Source organism: Magnetococcales bacterium, assembly GCA_015228935.1.
Classification (GTDB): Bacteria; Pseudomonadota; Magnetococcia; order Magnetococcales; family DC0425bin3; genus HA3dbin3.
In genome coordinates, this window is record JADGCO010000093.1 from 1 (window position 1) to 16,412 (window position 16,412).

A 16,412-nucleotide genomic window follows, 5' to 3' on the forward strand; every position below is an offset into this window, starting at 1 on the left:
CTTATTTTAAATGTGACTCCCCCCCCCCCCCCCCCGCATTGTCAAGGCATATTTTCGGGTGGTGTCCAGCGTTGACCTGACGCAATACAACTTCAACATTTGCCGTGCATCACTCCAGGGTGTCATGAATCGTCACCCCTTCACGCAAGGCCCAGTGGATGATCCCGTAGGGCAAACCTTCCCTTGCAACCACCTCCTCTGTGGAATAAACCAGTATATCCACGGGGATACGTAATGGTCGTAATACCTGCCGCAAGTGCGTCATTTACCTGAGTCGATCTTTGACCTGGGGTTTGATGACGAGAAAATCGAGATATGACCGAATTATTTCCGGATCGATCATGGAGTTTTTCTGTGCAAGGAAAAACCGCCCCGGAGAGGGTCCGGGGCGGTGGGGAAGGGGAAGTGACTATGATTGCGGGGGTTGTTCCAGTTCGACCAGCACACCATTGAAATCCTTGGGGTGCAGGAAGACGACCGGGTTGCCGTGGGCACCGATCTTGGGATCCTTGTTCAGCACCCGGGCACCCGAGGCGACGAGCTTGTCCACAGCGGCCTTGATGTCCGTTACTTCATAGCAGACATGGTGCAGGCCCCCCCCCGGATTTTTTTCCAGGAAGCCGGCAATGGGGCTTTTTTCGCCCAGGGGATGCAACAACTCCACCACTGTGTTGGGCAGATGCACAAAGACTACGGTGACCCCATGCGCCGGAACATCCTTGGGGGCGCTCACTTTGGCACCCAGAATATCCCGATAGGTGGCGACACCCTTTTCCAGGTCGGGAACGGCGATGGCGATATGATTGACACGTCCGATCATGATTTCACTCCAGTTCGATCAGGGGGGCATCGGCTTCTACAGTATCCCCGGGTTCAATGAATATTTTCTTGATTTTACCTTTGACTTCGGGCCGAATGATGTTTTCCATCTTCATGGCTTCCAGGACCAGGAGCGCCTCGCCGGCATCCACTTCGGCACCCACCGAAGTCAAAATGCGCAGCACCAGACCCGGCATGGGCGACAGGATCATCTTGGCACTGGCCGTGGACTCCTTGATCGGCATGAACTTGGCGAGCTGATTGTGGAAAGGGGTCCGGATGATGGCAGTGGCACGAATGCCGCTCTTCGTCAGATGGAATCCTTCGACCAGCCGCTTGAATTGGAACGTGTGGGACTCTTCACAGGCATGGAACGTGGCCATGTCGATCCCGGGACGATGGGAATCGGCAATTTCCATGACCATCTCGGGCGAAAATTCGACAATGTTGATCCCGGGCCGGCGGTGAATGGTCAGGGGAATGTCTTCCTCGTTGATGGTGACGACCAGCTCCTGCTTGGGTGGAATGTGCTTCAACAGGGAGTTGTAATCCTGTTGCAGACAGGCTGCCGCCGCTGCGAACAGCCGCTTTTCGTCCCCTTCCAGGGGAACCCCCTTGAATCCCTCGGGAAACTCCTTGGCAATGAAGTTGGTGGAGAGATTTCCCGCCACGAAGCGCTTGTGGCGCATGATGGCGTTGAGGAAGTCAATGTTGTGGGCCGGTCCTCGGATCATGAAATTGTCGAGGGCAAAGCGCATGTACTTGATCGCTTCGTGACGATCCTCGCCCCAGGTGACCAGCTTGGCAATCATGGGATCGTAGTAGATGGAAACCTCACCCCCCTCGAAAACCCCCGTGTCCAGGCGGACATGCGGTGTCTCAGCCGGCGGGCGGAAATAGACCAGACGCCCGACCGACGGGAGGTTGTTGCGATAGGGATCCTCGGCATAGATGCGGCACTCCATGGCCCAGCCGTTGAGTTTGACCTCTTCCTGGGTAAAGGAGAGCTTTTCGCCACGGGCCACCCGGATCATCTGTTCCACCAGGTCCAGACCGGTGATTTTTTCCGTGATGGGGTGTTCCACCTGGAGGCGGGTATTCATTTCGAGGAAGTAAAACTGCTTGTCGGCCCCGACGACAAACTCCACGGTGCCGGCAGAGACATAGTTGCAGGCCCGGGCGAGCTGCACGGCCTGTTCGCCCATGGCGCGCCGGGTTGCCGGATCCAGGAAGGGGGAGGGTGCCTCTTCGATCACCTTCTGATTGCGCCGCTGGATGGAACACTCCCGCTCGTTGAGGTAGAGGGTGTTGCCATGGCGGTCGGCCAGGATCTGGATTTCGATGTGATGGGGATTTTCGATGAATTTTTCGATGAAGACGCGATCATCCTTGAAGTAGGAGCGGCCTTCGTTGCAGGCCAGTTCCCACCCTTCGGCGGCCTCCTTGTCGTTGTAGGCCACCCGCATTCCCTTGCCGCCGCCCCCCGCCGAAGCCTTGATCATGACCGGGTAACCCACCTGACGGGAGACCTCGATGGCCTGCTCGGCGGTCTTGATCACATCCTGGCAGCCGGGGATGGTGTTGACCCCGGATTTTTTGGCCAGTTCCTTGGAGGCAATCTTGTCGCCCATGGCCAGGAGGGCGGGCACATCCGGGCCGATGAAGGTGACATTGCGTTCCTGCAAGGCACGGCAGAAGCCGGCATTTTCGGAGAGAAAGCCGTAGCCGGGATGCACGGCATCGGCTCCGGTCTTGGCAATGGCGTCGAGAATTTTTTCGGCCACCAGATAGGATTCACTGCTGGATGGCGGACCAATATGGACGGCCTCGTCGGCCATGCTGACATGCAGGGCACGGCGGTCGGCGTCGGAATAGACCGCCACGGTGGCAATGCCCATTTTGCGGGCGGTGCGTATGACCCGGCAGGCGATTTCGCCCCGGTTGGCGATGAGGATTTTTTTCATGTCCAAAATACCCCTTCCCGGAGAGGACGACTGGAAAATGGGACGGCAGGCTGTGGAGAACGCTGTAGGTCAGAGAGGAATGTTGCCATGCTTTCTCCAGGGATTTTCCAGCCGTTTGTTTTTGAGAAACCGCAGGGCACGGACGATATTGGTGCGGGTGTTGCGGGGCATGATGATATCGTCGATAAACCCTTTTTCCGCCGCGACAAAGGGGTTGGCAAAGGTGTTGGCGTATTCGGCGGTTTTTTGTTTGAGGACTTCTGCCGGATTGGCGGCGGCGCGAATTTCGTTGCGGAAGATGATTTCCGAGGCTCCCTTGGCCCCCATGACGGCGATTTCGGCGTTGGGCCAGGCGTAGTTGAAGTCACCCCGCAAATGTTTGGAGGACATCACGTCGTAGGCACCACCGTAGGCTTTGCGGGTGATCAGGGTGACTTTGGGTACGGTGGCTTCGGCATAGGCGTAAAGGAGTTTGGCACCGTGGCGGATGATGCCGCCCAGTTCCTGCTGGACGCCGGGCAGGAAGCCCGGGACATCCACGAAGGTGATGATGGGTATGTTGAAACAGTCGCAGAAGCGGACGAAACGGGCAGCCTTGACCGACGAGTTGATGTCGAGACAGCCGGCCAGGACCATGGGTTGATTGGCCACGATGCCGACCGTCTGACCTTCCAGGCGGGCAAAACCGACGATGATGTTGCGGGCATAACCGGCCCGGACTTCCATGAAGTCGCCGTTGTCCACCACCTTTTCGATCAATTCATGCATGTCGTAGGGGCGGTTGGGATCATCCGGAACCAGATAGTCCAGGGAGGGTTCCATGCGCTCCGGATCATCGCTGTTGGGAATGACCGGGGTGGGTTCGCGATTGTTGCCGGGCAGGAAGGTGAGCAGGCGTCGCAGTTGGCGCAACAGGGCCATTTCATGGTCGAAGGCAAAGTCGGCCACCCCCGAGCGGGTGAAGTGGGTTGTGGCCCCGCCCAGCTCTTCGAAGGTCACCTCTTCGTGGGTGACGGTTTTGACCACATCCGGGCCGGTGACGAACATGTAGGAGTTGTCTTTGACCATCATGATGAAGTCGGTCATGGCCGGGGAGTAGACGGCACCTCCGGCGCAGGGACCGAGGATGGCTGAGATTTGGGGCACCACACCGGAGGCCAGGACGTTGCGTTGAAACACCTCGGCATAGCCGGCCAGGGAGGCCACCCCTTCCTGGATGCGGGCACCGCCGGAGTCGTTGATGCCGATGACCGGTGCCCCCATTTTCATGGCCATATCCATGATTTTGCATATTTTCATGGCATTGGTTTCCGACAGGGTTCCACCGAAGACGGTAAAATCCTGGGAGAAGACGAAAACCTGGCGACCGAATATGGTGCCATGGCCGGTGACGACACCGTCGCCGGAGGTTTTCTTGTCGGCCATGCCAAAATCGATGCAGCGGTGGGCCACGAACATGTCCAGCTCTTCAAAACTGCCTGGATCCATCAGGACATCGATGCGTTCCCGGGCGGTCAGTTTGCCGCGTGCGTGTTGGCCATCCACCCTTTTTTGGCCGCCACCCATGCGGGCTTCTTGCCGCAGCCGTTCCATTTTTTCGAGGATGTTTTCCATCTCATGTACCGTTTCGTTTGGAAAGGGGTTTGCCTCAGGCCGTATGTTTTCCGGTGTAGGCGGAGAGAAGTTGGTCCGCAGCGGCCATGGGGGTCATATGGCCCCGGATGACCGTTTCTTCCAGGTCTGGCAACAGTTGGCGCACCTGGAGGTGATTGGTGAAGCGTCGTTTGAGGCCGTCTTCGATGAGTTCCCACATCCAATGGCGGGCCTGACGCCGACGCTTGCGTTCCATTTCCCCAGAGGCGGTCATGGCGGAGCGAAACGCCTCCAGGGTGGTGATGAATTCGGCCATACCGATACTCTTGGCGGCACTGGCCAGAAGAACCGGAGGAAGCCAATCCGGGGAAGTGGGATGTTGCAGGGTCAGGGCCTGGCGCAGCAGACTGGCGGCGGATTGGGCGGTCTCCTGCATGGAGCCGTCGGCCTTGTTGACCACCAGAATGTCGGCCAACTCCATGATGCCGCGCTTGATGCCCTGGAGGTCGTCTCCGGCGTTGGGCAGGGCCAGGAGGACAAAACAATCCACCATGCTGGCCACGGCGGTTTCGCTCTGGCCGACCCCGACGGTCTCCACAATGATGGTGTCGAAGCCGGCGGCTTCCAGAATCAGGATGGATTCGCGGGTTTTGCGGGCCACGCCACCCAGGGTATCGCCTGCCGGGCTGGGCCGGATGAAGGCATCCGGGTGGGTGGAGAGTTGCGTCATGCGGGTCTTGTCCCCCAGGAGGCTTCCTCCAGACCGACTGGAGGAAGGATCCACGGCGAGAACCGCCAGGCGTTTTCCCCGGCTGATCAGATGCATGCCGAGGGTTTCGATGAAGGTACTTTTGCCAACGCCAGGGGGGCCGGTGATGCCGATGCGGTGGGCACCACCGGTATGGGGTTGCAGGGCGGAGAGGACGGCAGCCGCACGTTCGTTATCGACGAGACGTGTACTCTCCACGAGGGTGATCGTCTTGGCGAGCAGCCGACGATCTCCGCCCCGCACTCCCTGAACGAGATATTCGGGGGAATATCCAGTCATCACGCTTTGGTGCCTCCGGAGCGGCCTTCGATGGTTTCGATGACCTTGCCGGCGGCAACGACGATGGAGGTTCCCGGGCCGAACACGGCGGCCACGCCGGCATTGAACAGGGCCGGGTAGTCTTGTTCGGGAATGACACCACCGACGACGACGACGATTTCGCCGGCACCTTTGGCCCGCAGCAGGTTGATCAGTTCGGGGACCAGGGTTTCATGGGCACCGGCCAGCGACGAGACACCGACCACATGGACATCGTTTTCGATGGCCTGGGCGGCGGCCTCCTCCGGGGTCTGGAACAGGGGACCGAGGTCCACGTCAAAGCCCAGGTCGGCGAAGGCCGAGGCGATCACTTTGGCACCGCGGTCATGGCCATCCTGACCCATTTTGACGACGAGCATGCGGGGCCGCCGGCCATTCTTGTCGGCAAATGCCCGGACCTTGCCGGTCAGTTCATCCCACTGGGGATTGGCTTCCCACACCTTGCCATAGACGCCGGTGACGGCGTGGGTTTCGGCGCGGTGGCGACCGTAGATTTTTTCCAGGGCCATGGAAATTTCGCCCACGGTGGCCCGGAGGCGGGTGGCCTTGATGGCCAGGTCCAGCAGGTTGCCGGTGTTGTCGTGGGCGGCGTTGGTGATGGCTTCCAGGGCGGCCTGGACATCCTTTTCGTTCCGGGTTTTCCGGATGCTTTCCAGTCGCTGGATCTGGGATTGCCGGACTGCGGCGTTATCGACCTTGAGGACATCGACTTTTTCGACGGTGGCCGGGCGGTATTTGTTGACGCCGACGATGGTATCCAGACCGCGGTCGATGCGGGCCTGTTTGCCGGCGGCGGACTCTTCGATGCGGCGGTTGGGCAGACCGGTTTCGATGGCCTTCACCATGCCACCCATCTTTTCGATCTCTTCGATGATTTTCCAGGCATCATCAGCGAGTTCGCGGGTGAGTTTTTCCATCATGTAGGAGCCGCCCCAGGGGTCGGCCACATTGCAGATGTGGGTCTCTTCCTGGATGATCACCTGGGTATTCCGGGCGATACGGGAGGAGAATTCCGAGGGGAGGGCAATGGCTTCATCCAGGGCATTCGTATGGAGGGACTGGGTCCCGCCGAACACGGCAGCCATGGCCTCGATGGTGGTGCGGATGATGTTGTTGTAGGGGTCCTGGGAGGTGAGCGACCAGCCCGAGGTCTGGCAGTGGGTGCGCAGAATTTTCGAGCGGTAGTCTTTGGGATTGAACTGGCTGACGATGCGTGCCCACAGCAGGCGGGCGGCGCGCAGCTTGGCAATCTCCAGGTAGAAATTCATGCCGATGCCAAAGAAGAAGGAGAGGCGACCGGCGAAGCTGTCCACTTCCTGGCCCCGGTCCACGGCGGTCTGGATGTAGGCCTTGCCGTTGGCGAGGGTGTACGCCAGTTCCAGCACCGCATTGGCTCCCGCTTCCTGGAGGTGATATCCGGAAATGGAGATGGAGTTGAAGCGCGGCATGTGCTGGGAGGTGTATTGAATGATGTCCCCGACGATGCGCATGGAGGGGGAGGGGGGATAGATGTAGGTGTTGCGGACCATGAACTCTTTGAGAATGTCGTTCTGGATGGTGCCGCTCAAATCTTTTTGGGCCACGCCCTGCTCTTCGGCGGCGACGACGTAACCGGCGAGGATGGGCAGCACGGCTCCGTTCATGGTCATGGAGACGGAAATTTCGCCGAGGGGGATGCTGTCGAAGAGGATTTTCATGTCTTCGACCGAGTCCACGGCCACGCCGGCCTTGCCGACATCACCGCGCACCCGGGGGTGATCGGAGTCGTAGCCCCGGTGGGTGGCCAGGTCGAAGGCGACCGAGACCCCCTGGCCGCCGGCGGCGAGGGCGCGGCGATAGAAGGCATTCGAGGCCTCGGCGGTGGAAAACCCGGCGTATTGGCGGATGGTCCAGGGGCGGCCGGTGTACATGGTGGGATAGGGGCCGCGGATGAAGGGTTCCAGACCGGGAGCCGGGTCCAGATCGGACATCCCTTCCAGATCGGCTGCCGTGTACAGGGGCCGCACCACCATCCCTTCCGGAGTTTTCCATTCCAGGGAGGAGACGGGCTTGCCTTTCATGGCTTTTTCTGCGGATTTACGCCAGGCCTCGTAGGCATCTGCCTGCTTTTTCGATGCGGTCATTGGATTTTGTTCCCCTTTTCTGAAAGTGTTCCAGATTTTTGAGTACAGTTTACGCTTCTGGTCCCCCCTCACGCCAGGAAGCTTGCAGGGTATACCGACCCTGCGTCCCTGTTGCCAGGGATTTCCGGATGATCCGCATGGAGTGGTTGGCGGGTCGTCGTCTTTTGTATTTCCTGGTCGTGCTTCTGAGTCATGGCAGCGGGTGACCTGGTTTCCGAGTGATGACCTTTTGCGGGTTGGGGCCGGACATGGGGTTGATGGATGGCGATCATGGTTCAGGCAACCTGGCTCACAGGTGTTGACCGGGCTTGGGCCGGAACCGGAGCTTGGAGTTGGTGGGTGACAAACAGGGTCGCTGTCAGCAGAAGCAGGGCACCTCCCTGGTGGGCGGTGGCCAGGGGGACCGGCACCTCCAGCAGCAAGGTGGCGATGCCCATGGCGACCTGACCCAGGGCCATGCCTGCCATCAGGTTCATACCCATACGGGTACGATCGGGCAAGGTCTGGTGGCGGGCGACCAGGCGAAATACCAGCACGCTCACCAGGGTCAGCATGGCCAGCGCCCGATGGTTCCATTGGACCGCAGCAATGTTTTCAAACAGATTGCGAATGGCTGGCGTGAGGTGCCCATATTCGGGTGGGATCCAGTGGCCATCCATGAGGGGGAACGTATTGTAGGCATGCCCGGCCTTGAGTCCGGCCACGAAGCCGCCCGAGGCTGCCGTCAGACCAGTCAGACCGGCAATCAGCCAGGAAAAGCGGCGCAGACCGCGACTTGCCGGGGTTGCCGTCATCTCCCGGCCCGGATGGAGGTTCAGGGCCAGCCAGAACATGACGGCAAAAATCAAAAACGCCATCATGAGGTGGGCCGTCAGGCGGTATTGGCTGACGCTGGGATCGTTGACCAGACCGCTTTTGACCATATACCACCCCAGCACCCCCTGTGCCCCTCCCAGCAAAAAAATACCGGTCAGGGGTGCAATGAGTGTGGCGGTAATCCGGCGGGTTCCCAGGAAAAAAAGAAACGGCACCAGGAACACGATGCCGGTGATGCGTCCCAGCAGGCGGTGAATGTACTCCAGCCAGAAAATACCTTTGAACCCTTCCAGATTCATGGTGGTCACATGAATCTTGAGATATTCGGGGGATGTCCGATACAGGTCGAACATGGCCTGCCATTCGGCGGTCGAGGTAGGCGGCAGCCAGCGGCGGATGGGTTCCCAGTTCACGATGGAGAGGCCCGAACCGGTCAGGCGGGTCGCGCCACCAATCACCACCATGGCCAGAACCATGACGCAACAGGCGTACAGCCAAAAGGCAATTTGTCGGCGATGTTTTCCTTCCAAACGTCCCTCTCCCTTTGGATCGTCAGCAGGACCACCCGGCACCATAATGGAGAATCATCTCTTCCGCAAGACCGGGTCTGCATCGGCGGGCGATTTTAATGGGTGAACCTCTCATTTTCATCTTCAGCGAAATCGGTGGCCGAAACCGCCAGATCGGCGGCAATACCTGCCCAGGGTTTGTCAAGGAAAAGGGTGTATGACAAGGAAGACATGACCGGTGTGCAGGTCTATTCACCAGATTCTCCCCCTCCAGAAACGGTTTATGACAGAATGATACGAGAAGGAAGGGTCAGGTTCTGAAATGGGGCAGAAGCTGATTTCCAGCGTGTCCGGCCCGCATCCAATAAATTATCCTCCTTTGTTTTCACTGAAGATTCAGCAAAAAATTTCCCGCAGGAGATTGACAAATATAATTTTATGGTTACCATCAGGCGACTTCCCGGATGGAAATCTGTTCAGAAGTCTGGACTGTAAACACATTCAAGTACAACCACCTGCAATCAATGAATGGGAAAAACAATGCCAGCTCGAAAAGGTAAACCGACTTTGGCGGATCTTCCAGGGTATTGTAAGGAATTGCATCAAAGAATGACTCCCACAGAGTTTGATGAATATATGAAATTTGACAACTCAGATATTCCTATAGAACAAGTTACTTGTCGTTCCCCGTTCGTTGACCAGTGGGAATATACAGACGAATCCCTGGCAGAGAATAGAAAAAAGTTGGGAATTTCGTAGAATCCGGATTTTTCACTCTTGTTGATCCTGAATGAATTTCGCTTTGCATAAACGGCCTGTCTGGTTTTTTTGCAGGGAACCCGCAGATGAATGAAGAAAAATTTTTACAAATCTGGAATAACATATGCGTACCTACCATTGGTGTCATCATAGAAGAGGCTGGAGGAAAAATTGAATTTGATCTGGCCAAACGGGAAGGTATTTTTGCAATTTACAAAGAGAATCGATCTGCTGCCAAAAAATTTTTGCGTGATGGAGCCGATCAGCTTCTTGACAGACATAAAGTGGTCTCCTGTTTCCAGGGCGCTATTATCGGAGCATCCCCACTCGTTCCACGTAAAGATATTGTTTTTGAACAAAAAGACCCGGAGTGGGTCCATTTATATCTCGCCAATGAGATGCTTGCTTTCTCTGCCTCTCTCAACCTGATGCACGATTTTGTGCTGGACCGGGCAACAGTAGAAAATAACAATACCGACCAGGTTATTTTCGGAAAATTCAAAGATAAGTTCCATTTCCCAGAATGCCAGCACGTTCCCTTCAAAGTTCACGCTTTTCGTGTACTCAACTATGAAAAGAGACATTCCGTCTACAATATCTTTTCATGGTCCATGATTTTCTTTTGGATCGAAGCCTACACACGCATGTCCAGGATCCATGCCTTGGAAAATTCCGAAGCAGCCAGTCTGAACACCCTTAACAAAGCGGTCTGATCAATATTCTTGGGCACAGATTTGTCTGTTGCCTCGACAGGTTCATTCTCCAGTTGAGGTTCACCTTGGCTATCCCATCTTTGTGGCCCAGGGTTTGAGAAATTGCGAGGCTTATTGACACATATAGGTATTTTTTCAGGAGAAACGGGAATGCAGGAACAGATCACCGCCGATATTTGTGTCATTGGTGCCGGATCCGGTGGTTTGTCGGTGGCAGCCGGAGCCAGCCAGATGGGGGCCAATACCGTTCTCGTTGAACGCCACCTGATGGGGGGGGATTGCCTGAATACCGGTTGCATCCCTTCCAAGGCCCTGCTGGCCGCTGCCCATGCTGCTCATGCGGTTCGCACGGCCCACCGTTTCGGGATCACAACCTCACCACCCACAATCGACATGGAACAGGTCCATGCCCATGTTCATGAGGTCATTGCCGCCATTGCGCCGCACGATTCGGTGGCCCGCTTCGCAGGTCTTGGCGTGCGGGTGATCCAGGCCACGGGACGCTTTCTCAACCCCCATGAACTGGAGGCCGGCACCACACGTATCCGTGCCCGCCGTTTCGTGATCGCCACCGGCAGCCGGCCCCGGATTCCCACCATTCCAGGCCTCGACAATACCCCATTTTTTACCAATGAATCCATTTTTGCCAACCGGCAATCCCTGCCCCATCTGCTCGTGCTGGGTGGTGGTCCCATCGGCCTGGAAATGGCCCAGGCCCATCACCGCCTGGGTTCCCAGGTCACGGTCGTGGAACGGGAGACTTTTCTGTCCCGGGATGATCCCGAATTGACCGCCGTACTCCAGAAATCCCTGCACCAGGAAGGGATCACCTTTTATCCTGGTGCCCAGGTGCGGCGCATCAAGCAAACGAACGCCAAAATCAACCTGACCATGCAAACCGGATCCTGCTCGGAACAACAGATTTACGGAACACATCTTCTGGTTGCCACCGGTCGTTGTCCCAATCTGGAAGCGTTGAATCTGGACGCCGCCGGTGTGCGGCATACTCCAGACGGCATTGGCGTGGATGCAGGATTGCGCACCAGCAATCGGCGCATTTATGCCCTGGGTGATGTCACCGGTCCCCATCTGTTTACCCATGTGGCCGGCTACCAGGCCGGTATTGTTTTGCGCAATGCCCTGTTCCGCCTGCCGGCCAAGGTCGATTATCGCACCCTGCCCCGGGTCACCTATACGGACCCGGAATTGGCTCAGGTAGGACTGACCGAAGCCATGGCCCGCCAACAAGGTCATCCGGTACGCATCCTGACCAGACAATTTTCCGAAAACGACCGCGCCCGGACCGAAAAAAGTGGAGTCGGCCTGATCAAGGTGGTCACTGGACGCCGGGGTTGCATTCTGGGTGTCGGCATTGTCGGCCCCCAGGCCGGTGAATTGCTGGCTCCCTGGATCCTGGCCATGCAAAAAAATTTGCGTCTGGGCGACCTGGCTTCCAGCATCCTTCCTTATCCCACCTTGGCCGAAATCAGCAAGGGGGTGGCCGGCACGTTTTTCACCCCCACTCTCTATTCGGAACGGACCAGAAAAATTGTCAAATTTTTGCTGAAATTCACGTCGCTCTGAGAGACTGTCTAGTAACTCGTTGATTTAAAAAAAATAATGAAAAACTGGGATGGAGGTCCAGGAGGAAGGGCTGTGCCCTTCCTCTTGGCGGGGTTTGGGGCGGAGCCCCAATAAAATTTTTCTTTCCAATTTTTTTTCCGAGGGTTAATGGACAGCCTCTGAGAGAATGCGGGATCAGCCATTTTTTTTCACCCGGAACCATGCCGCATAGAGTGCGGGCACGAACAGGATGGTCAGCAGGGTTGCCACGAGCAGGCCTCCCATGATGGCAAAGGCCATGGGTCCCCACAACGGGCTGGAAGTCAGCGGAATCATGGCGAGTATGGCTGCTGCTGCCGTCAACACGATGGGACGGAAACGGCGCACGGTGGATTCCCGAATCGCTTCCCAGGGCATGGACCCGGCATCCTGATCCTGGCGAATCTGGTCCACCAGGATCACGGTGTTGCGCATGATCATGCCGGCCAGGGCGATGGTGCCCAGCATGGCGACAAAGCCGAATGGTCGCCCGGAAAGCAACAACGCCCCTGCCACGCCCACGATTCCCAGAGGAGCCGTCAAAAAAACCATCAGGGTGCGCGACAGATTGCGCAGTTGCACCATCAATAAAACCAGGATGACCGCCACGGTCATGGGCATGCCGGCCTGGATGGAGGCCTCGGCGTGGACGTTTTCTTCCCAGGCCCCTCCGGCCTCGATGCGATAACCGGGCGGCAGTTGTGCCCGCAACGGTGCCAGTTGGGCGTCCAGAACCGTGGTCACATCCGGTGCCTGCACGCCATCCACCACATCGGCCCGTACCGTCATGGACAACTTGCGGTTGTAACGCCACAAAATCGGTTCCTCAAACCGGACCTGCACCTCGGCCACCTGCGACAATGGCACCCATTGCCCCGTCAGCGTGGGCACATGGATGCCGGCAATCGCCTCCAGGGAACGACGCTCCTCGACCGGTGCCCGCAGCACCACATCAATCAGGCGGTCTCCCTCGCGAAACTGTGTCAGGGGCAGGCCTTGCGTCACGCCAGCCACGGTACGGGCCACCGCAGAGGAGGTCACCCCCAGGGCGCGTGCCCGGTTTTGATCCACTTCGATATGCAACGACGGGGTCATGTCGCCCCAATCGATATTCGTGTCACGGGTCACCGGCGAACCCCGCACCATGGCCGCCACGGCCTCGGCAAGGCGCTTGAGCTGTTTCGGATCATCCCCAAGCACCCGGAATTGCACCGGATAACTCACCGGAGGTCCCAGGGGCACACGGGTCACCCGCCCCCGCACGCCGGGAAAATCACGGGACAAAACCTCGCGCAAATGGACCACCACCCGTTCACGACCGGGCAGATCACGAGTCAACACGATGATCTGGGCAAAATTGTTGCGATACAACTGCTGATCCAGGGAGAGAAAAAACCGGGGCGAGCCATTGCCGACATAGGTGGCGAACGTTGCCACATCACGATTCTGCGCCAGGATGGCTTCCAGGCGTTTGGCCTGCTGTTCGGTGGCTTCCAGACTCGACCCCTCCGCCAACCACAGATCCACCATCAATTCCACCCGGTTGGAAGAGGGAAAAAACTGCTTTTCGGTCATTCCCATGCCCACCCCCCCCAGGACAAACAATCCCAGGGTCAGGACAATCACCAGGAAGCGATGGGTCATGCAGGCTTCCGTCACGACCCGCAAGCCCCGGTAAAACCGGGTATTAAACACCCCTTCCGCCGCAGATTCCCCGGCAGGGGATTTTCCGGCGTGAGCAGAAAACGGCAACAACGCAGCCCCCACCAGCGGTGTCACCACGACCGCAGCCACCCACGATACCAGCAGGGCAATGGTCACCACCGAAAAAAGATCGAAGGTGTATTCGCCGGTGCTGGAACGGGCCGTGGCAATGGGCAAAAATCCGGCGGCGGTGATCAAGGTCCCCGTCAGCATGGGAAACGCCGTGGAACGATAGGCATACGATGCCGCTTGCAGGCGATCCCAACCCTGTTCCATTTTGCGGGCCATCATTTCCACGGCGATCATGGCGTCATCCACCAACAATCCCAACGCAATGATCAATGCCCCGGTGGAAATGCGATGCAAGTCGATCCCCAAGGCATACATGACCAGAAACACCCCTGCCAGCACCATCGGAATGGTCATGGCCACCACCAGCCCGGAACGCCAGCCCAGAGTGACAAAACTCACCAGCAACACAATCAACACGGCTTCCAGCAACGATTGCATGAACTCGTTCACCGCCGATTTGACCACCGAGGGTTGATCGGAGACCTGTTCCAACTGGACGCCGAGAGGCAATTCAAGGCGCAACCGGGCGAGGGTGCGTTGCAAATCCGCTCCCAGTTGCAGCACATCGCCACGTGGCTGCATGGAAATGGCCAGACCAATGGCATCACGTCCCTGAAACCGCAATCGGGGTGTTGCCGGCTCCACATACCCCCGACGCATGGTGGCCACATCCCCCAACCGCACCAGCTCATCGCCAGTCCGCAGGAGAAGATTTTCCAACTCTTCCACGCTGTTCAGAGGGCCGGAGACATGCAGCGCCAGGGATTCGCTGCCGGTCTCCAGGGATCCGGGAAAAATCATGGCATTCTGGGCATGCAAGGTGTCGGCGACAACCGCCGGGGTCAAGCCCAGAGTGGCCAGACGCTGGGGGGAAATTTCCACATGGATACGCTCCTCCTGCACCCCCACCAGTTCCACCTTGGCCACGTTGGGCAGGCGCAAAAATTCCAGGCGGGCACCATCCACAAGGCGGCGCAATTCGGCGTGCGTCATCCCCTCTGCCGTAAACGCCAGGATTGAACCAAACACATCCCCGAATTCATCATTGAAAAACGGTCCCTGGACCTCCGGCGGCAGGGTGGCGCGGATATCCGCCACTTTCTTGCGGGCCTGATACCAGGAAAGCATCACCTGCCGGGGTGGGGATGAATCCAGCAGCTCCAGGATGATCAGGGACTCTCCCGGTTTGGAATGGCTCATGGCCCGCTTGTAATAGGGGACTTCCTGGAGTTTGCGTTCCAGGCGGTCGGTGATCTGGCGATCCACCTGTTCCGTGGTGGCTCCGGGCCAGAAGGTGCGGATCACCATGATGCGAAAAGTAAAATCCGGGTCCTCCCGCTGTCCCAGATGAAAATAGGCTGCAACTCCTCCCATGGCCACCAGCGCCATCAAAAAGAGCGTCAGGGAACGCTGCGACAACGCCCAGGCCGAAACATTCAGGCGATCCGCTTCCGGAGTTTTCATTGAATGGATTCCACGGTTTTCATCGAATCTCTTCCACAATTGACACCGTTTGTCCCTCACGCACCAGATTGGCACCGGCCACCACCACCTGCTCCCCTCCCTGAAGCCCGGCCACCACCCGCAACTGATTTTCCCGCAGTCCGTCGGTCTGGATGCCGATGCGCTGCACCACACCGGACCCCTGCACCACCCAGACTCCCGGCTGACCATCCCGGGTATGCAAGGCCGACAGCGGCAACAGGATGGCCGTTTGCGGAGGATCGTTCAGCAGAATCTTGACGCTCGAACCCAGTTCCGGGCCAGCGGCATCGTTCGGCAAGGCAATCCGGACCGGAAAAGTCCGGGTCAGCGCATCGGCCATGGGTCCGATGGTTCGCACCTGCCCCTTCCAGGAACGTTCCGGAAAGGCTGCCAGGGTCACCGTCAGATCGGGTTGTTCCCGAAAACGTGGCAACAACACCTCCGGGACGGCCACATGAACCTCTTTTTCCTGCAACCCGGCCAGATGCAGGATGGGTTGTCCGGCGGTCACCACCTGACCGTTTTCCGCCTGGATGGCCGTCACTACGGCTTCAACCTCCGAGGAGAGTCGGGTATAGGTCACCTGATGACGTGTCTGATCGGCCAGGGCTTCGCTGGCGGCGAGACGGGCGCGGGCAGTTTCGACCATGGCTTGCAGACGATCATATTCGGCGCGGGAAGCCACTTCTCCCTGCCGCAGGCTTTCCACCCGTTTGAAGGCGACGCGAGCCAGATCCAGTTCGGCGCGGGCTGCTGCCGCTTCGGCAGTACGGGCACGGGCGGCCAGTTCCAGGTCTTCTGGATCCAGCCGGGCCAATATCTGGCCAGGACGCACCACCTGACCGACCTCCACACGGCGCTGGATCAGGCGACCGCCGACCTGAAACGCCAGTGGCCATTGCCACCGGGGCCGCACCTCGCCAGGCAAATGCCGGATGGCTGCCCGGGCCAGTGGTTTCACGGTCAGGATACGCACCGTCCGGATGGGTTCAGGGTCTGATTGGGCCTCGGAACGACACCCCGGCAGACCCGGCAGCAGCACAAGCAACAAAAGAAAAAACCTGATCATGGCATTTGTTCCTGCGACGGATCATTTCCTGAGAGACTGTCTAACGAATGAAAAACTGGGATGGAGGTCCAGGAGGAAGGGCTGTGCCCTTCCTCTT

Annotated in this window: 10 protein-coding genes; 2 read left to right on the forward strand and 8 right to left on the reverse strand. The window is 58.3% G+C overall.

Annotated features, from left to right (window positions below; all coding sequences use genetic code 11):
• Nucleotides 1-409: 409 nt before the first annotated feature.
• The 6 genes from mce to HQL65_16865 form a co-directional block, all read right to left on the reverse strand.
• A complete protein-coding gene (mce, locus tag HQL65_16840) occupies nt 410-820 on the reverse strand; it encodes a methylmalonyl-CoA epimerase (protein ID MBF0137900.1) in 411 nt (136 codons plus the stop codon).
• 4 nt (nt 821-824) lie between these two features.
• Entirely contained in the window at nt 825-2,783 is a 1,959-nt protein-coding gene (locus tag HQL65_16845) for an acetyl/propionyl/methylcrotonyl-CoA carboxylase subunit alpha (GenBank protein ID MBF0137901.1), read from the reverse strand.
• Between the two features lie 69 nt (nt 2,784-2,852).
• The gene (locus HQL65_16850; GenBank protein MBF0137902.1) at nt 2,853-4,397 is read right to left on the reverse strand and encodes an acyl-CoA carboxylase subunit beta; all 1,545 of its coding nucleotides are present in this window, start codon (nt 4,395-4,397) and stop codon (nt 2,853-2,855) included.
• 34 nt (nt 4,398-4,431) lie between these two features.
• Nucleotides 4,432-5,424, reverse strand: a complete 993-nt coding sequence (gene meaB, locus HQL65_16855; GenBank protein ID MBF0137903.1) for a methylmalonyl Co-A mutase-associated GTPase MeaB — start codon at nt 5,422-5,424, stop codon at nt 4,432-4,434.
• On the reverse strand, nt 5,424-7,586 hold the full coding sequence (scpA, locus tag HQL65_16860) for a methylmalonyl-CoA mutase (protein ID MBF0137904.1): 2,163 nt from the start codon (nt 7,584-7,586) through the stop codon (nt 5,424-5,426). The genes meaB and scpA overlap by 1 nt, the downstream gene beginning before the upstream one ends.
• Nucleotides 7,587-7,861: 275 nt before the next feature.
• Nucleotides 7,862-8,977, reverse strand: a complete 1,116-nt coding sequence (locus HQL65_16865; protein ID MBF0137905.1) for a COX15/CtaA family protein — start codon at nt 8,975-8,977, stop codon at nt 7,862-7,864.
• Between the two features lie 779 nt (nt 8,978-9,756).
• On the opposite strand from HQL65_16865, the gene HQL65_16870 reads away from it, so the two are divergent.
• Together HQL65_16870 and HQL65_16875 are read left to right on the forward strand one after the other, a co-directional pair.
• Entirely contained in the window at nt 9,757-10,383 is a 627-nt protein-coding gene (locus HQL65_16870; GenBank protein MBF0137906.1) for a hypothetical protein, read from the forward strand.
• Nucleotides 10,384-10,533: 150 nt separating this feature from the next.
• The gene (locus tag HQL65_16875) at nt 10,534-11,967 is read left to right on the forward strand and encodes an FAD-dependent oxidoreductase (GenBank protein ID MBF0137907.1); all 1,434 of its coding nucleotides are present in this window, start codon (nt 10,534-10,536) and stop codon (nt 11,965-11,967) included.
• Between the two features lie 174 nt (nt 11,968-12,141).
• Here HQL65_16875 and HQL65_16880 read toward each other — a convergent pair whose 3' ends face one another.
• Together HQL65_16880 and HQL65_16885 are read right to left on the reverse strand one after the other, a co-directional pair.
• Nucleotides 12,142-15,225 (reverse strand): efflux RND transporter permease subunit, encoded by a 3,084-nt coding sequence (locus HQL65_16880; protein ID MBF0137908.1) that lies wholly within the window; start codon nt 15,223-15,225, stop codon nt 12,142-12,144.
• 19 nt (nt 15,226-15,244) lie between these two features.
• The gene (locus HQL65_16885) at nt 15,245-16,315 is read right to left on the reverse strand and encodes an efflux RND transporter periplasmic adaptor subunit (GenBank protein MBF0137909.1); all 1,071 of its coding nucleotides are present in this window, start codon (nt 16,313-16,315) and stop codon (nt 15,245-15,247) included.
• Nucleotides 16,316-16,412 lie beyond the last annotated feature (97 nt).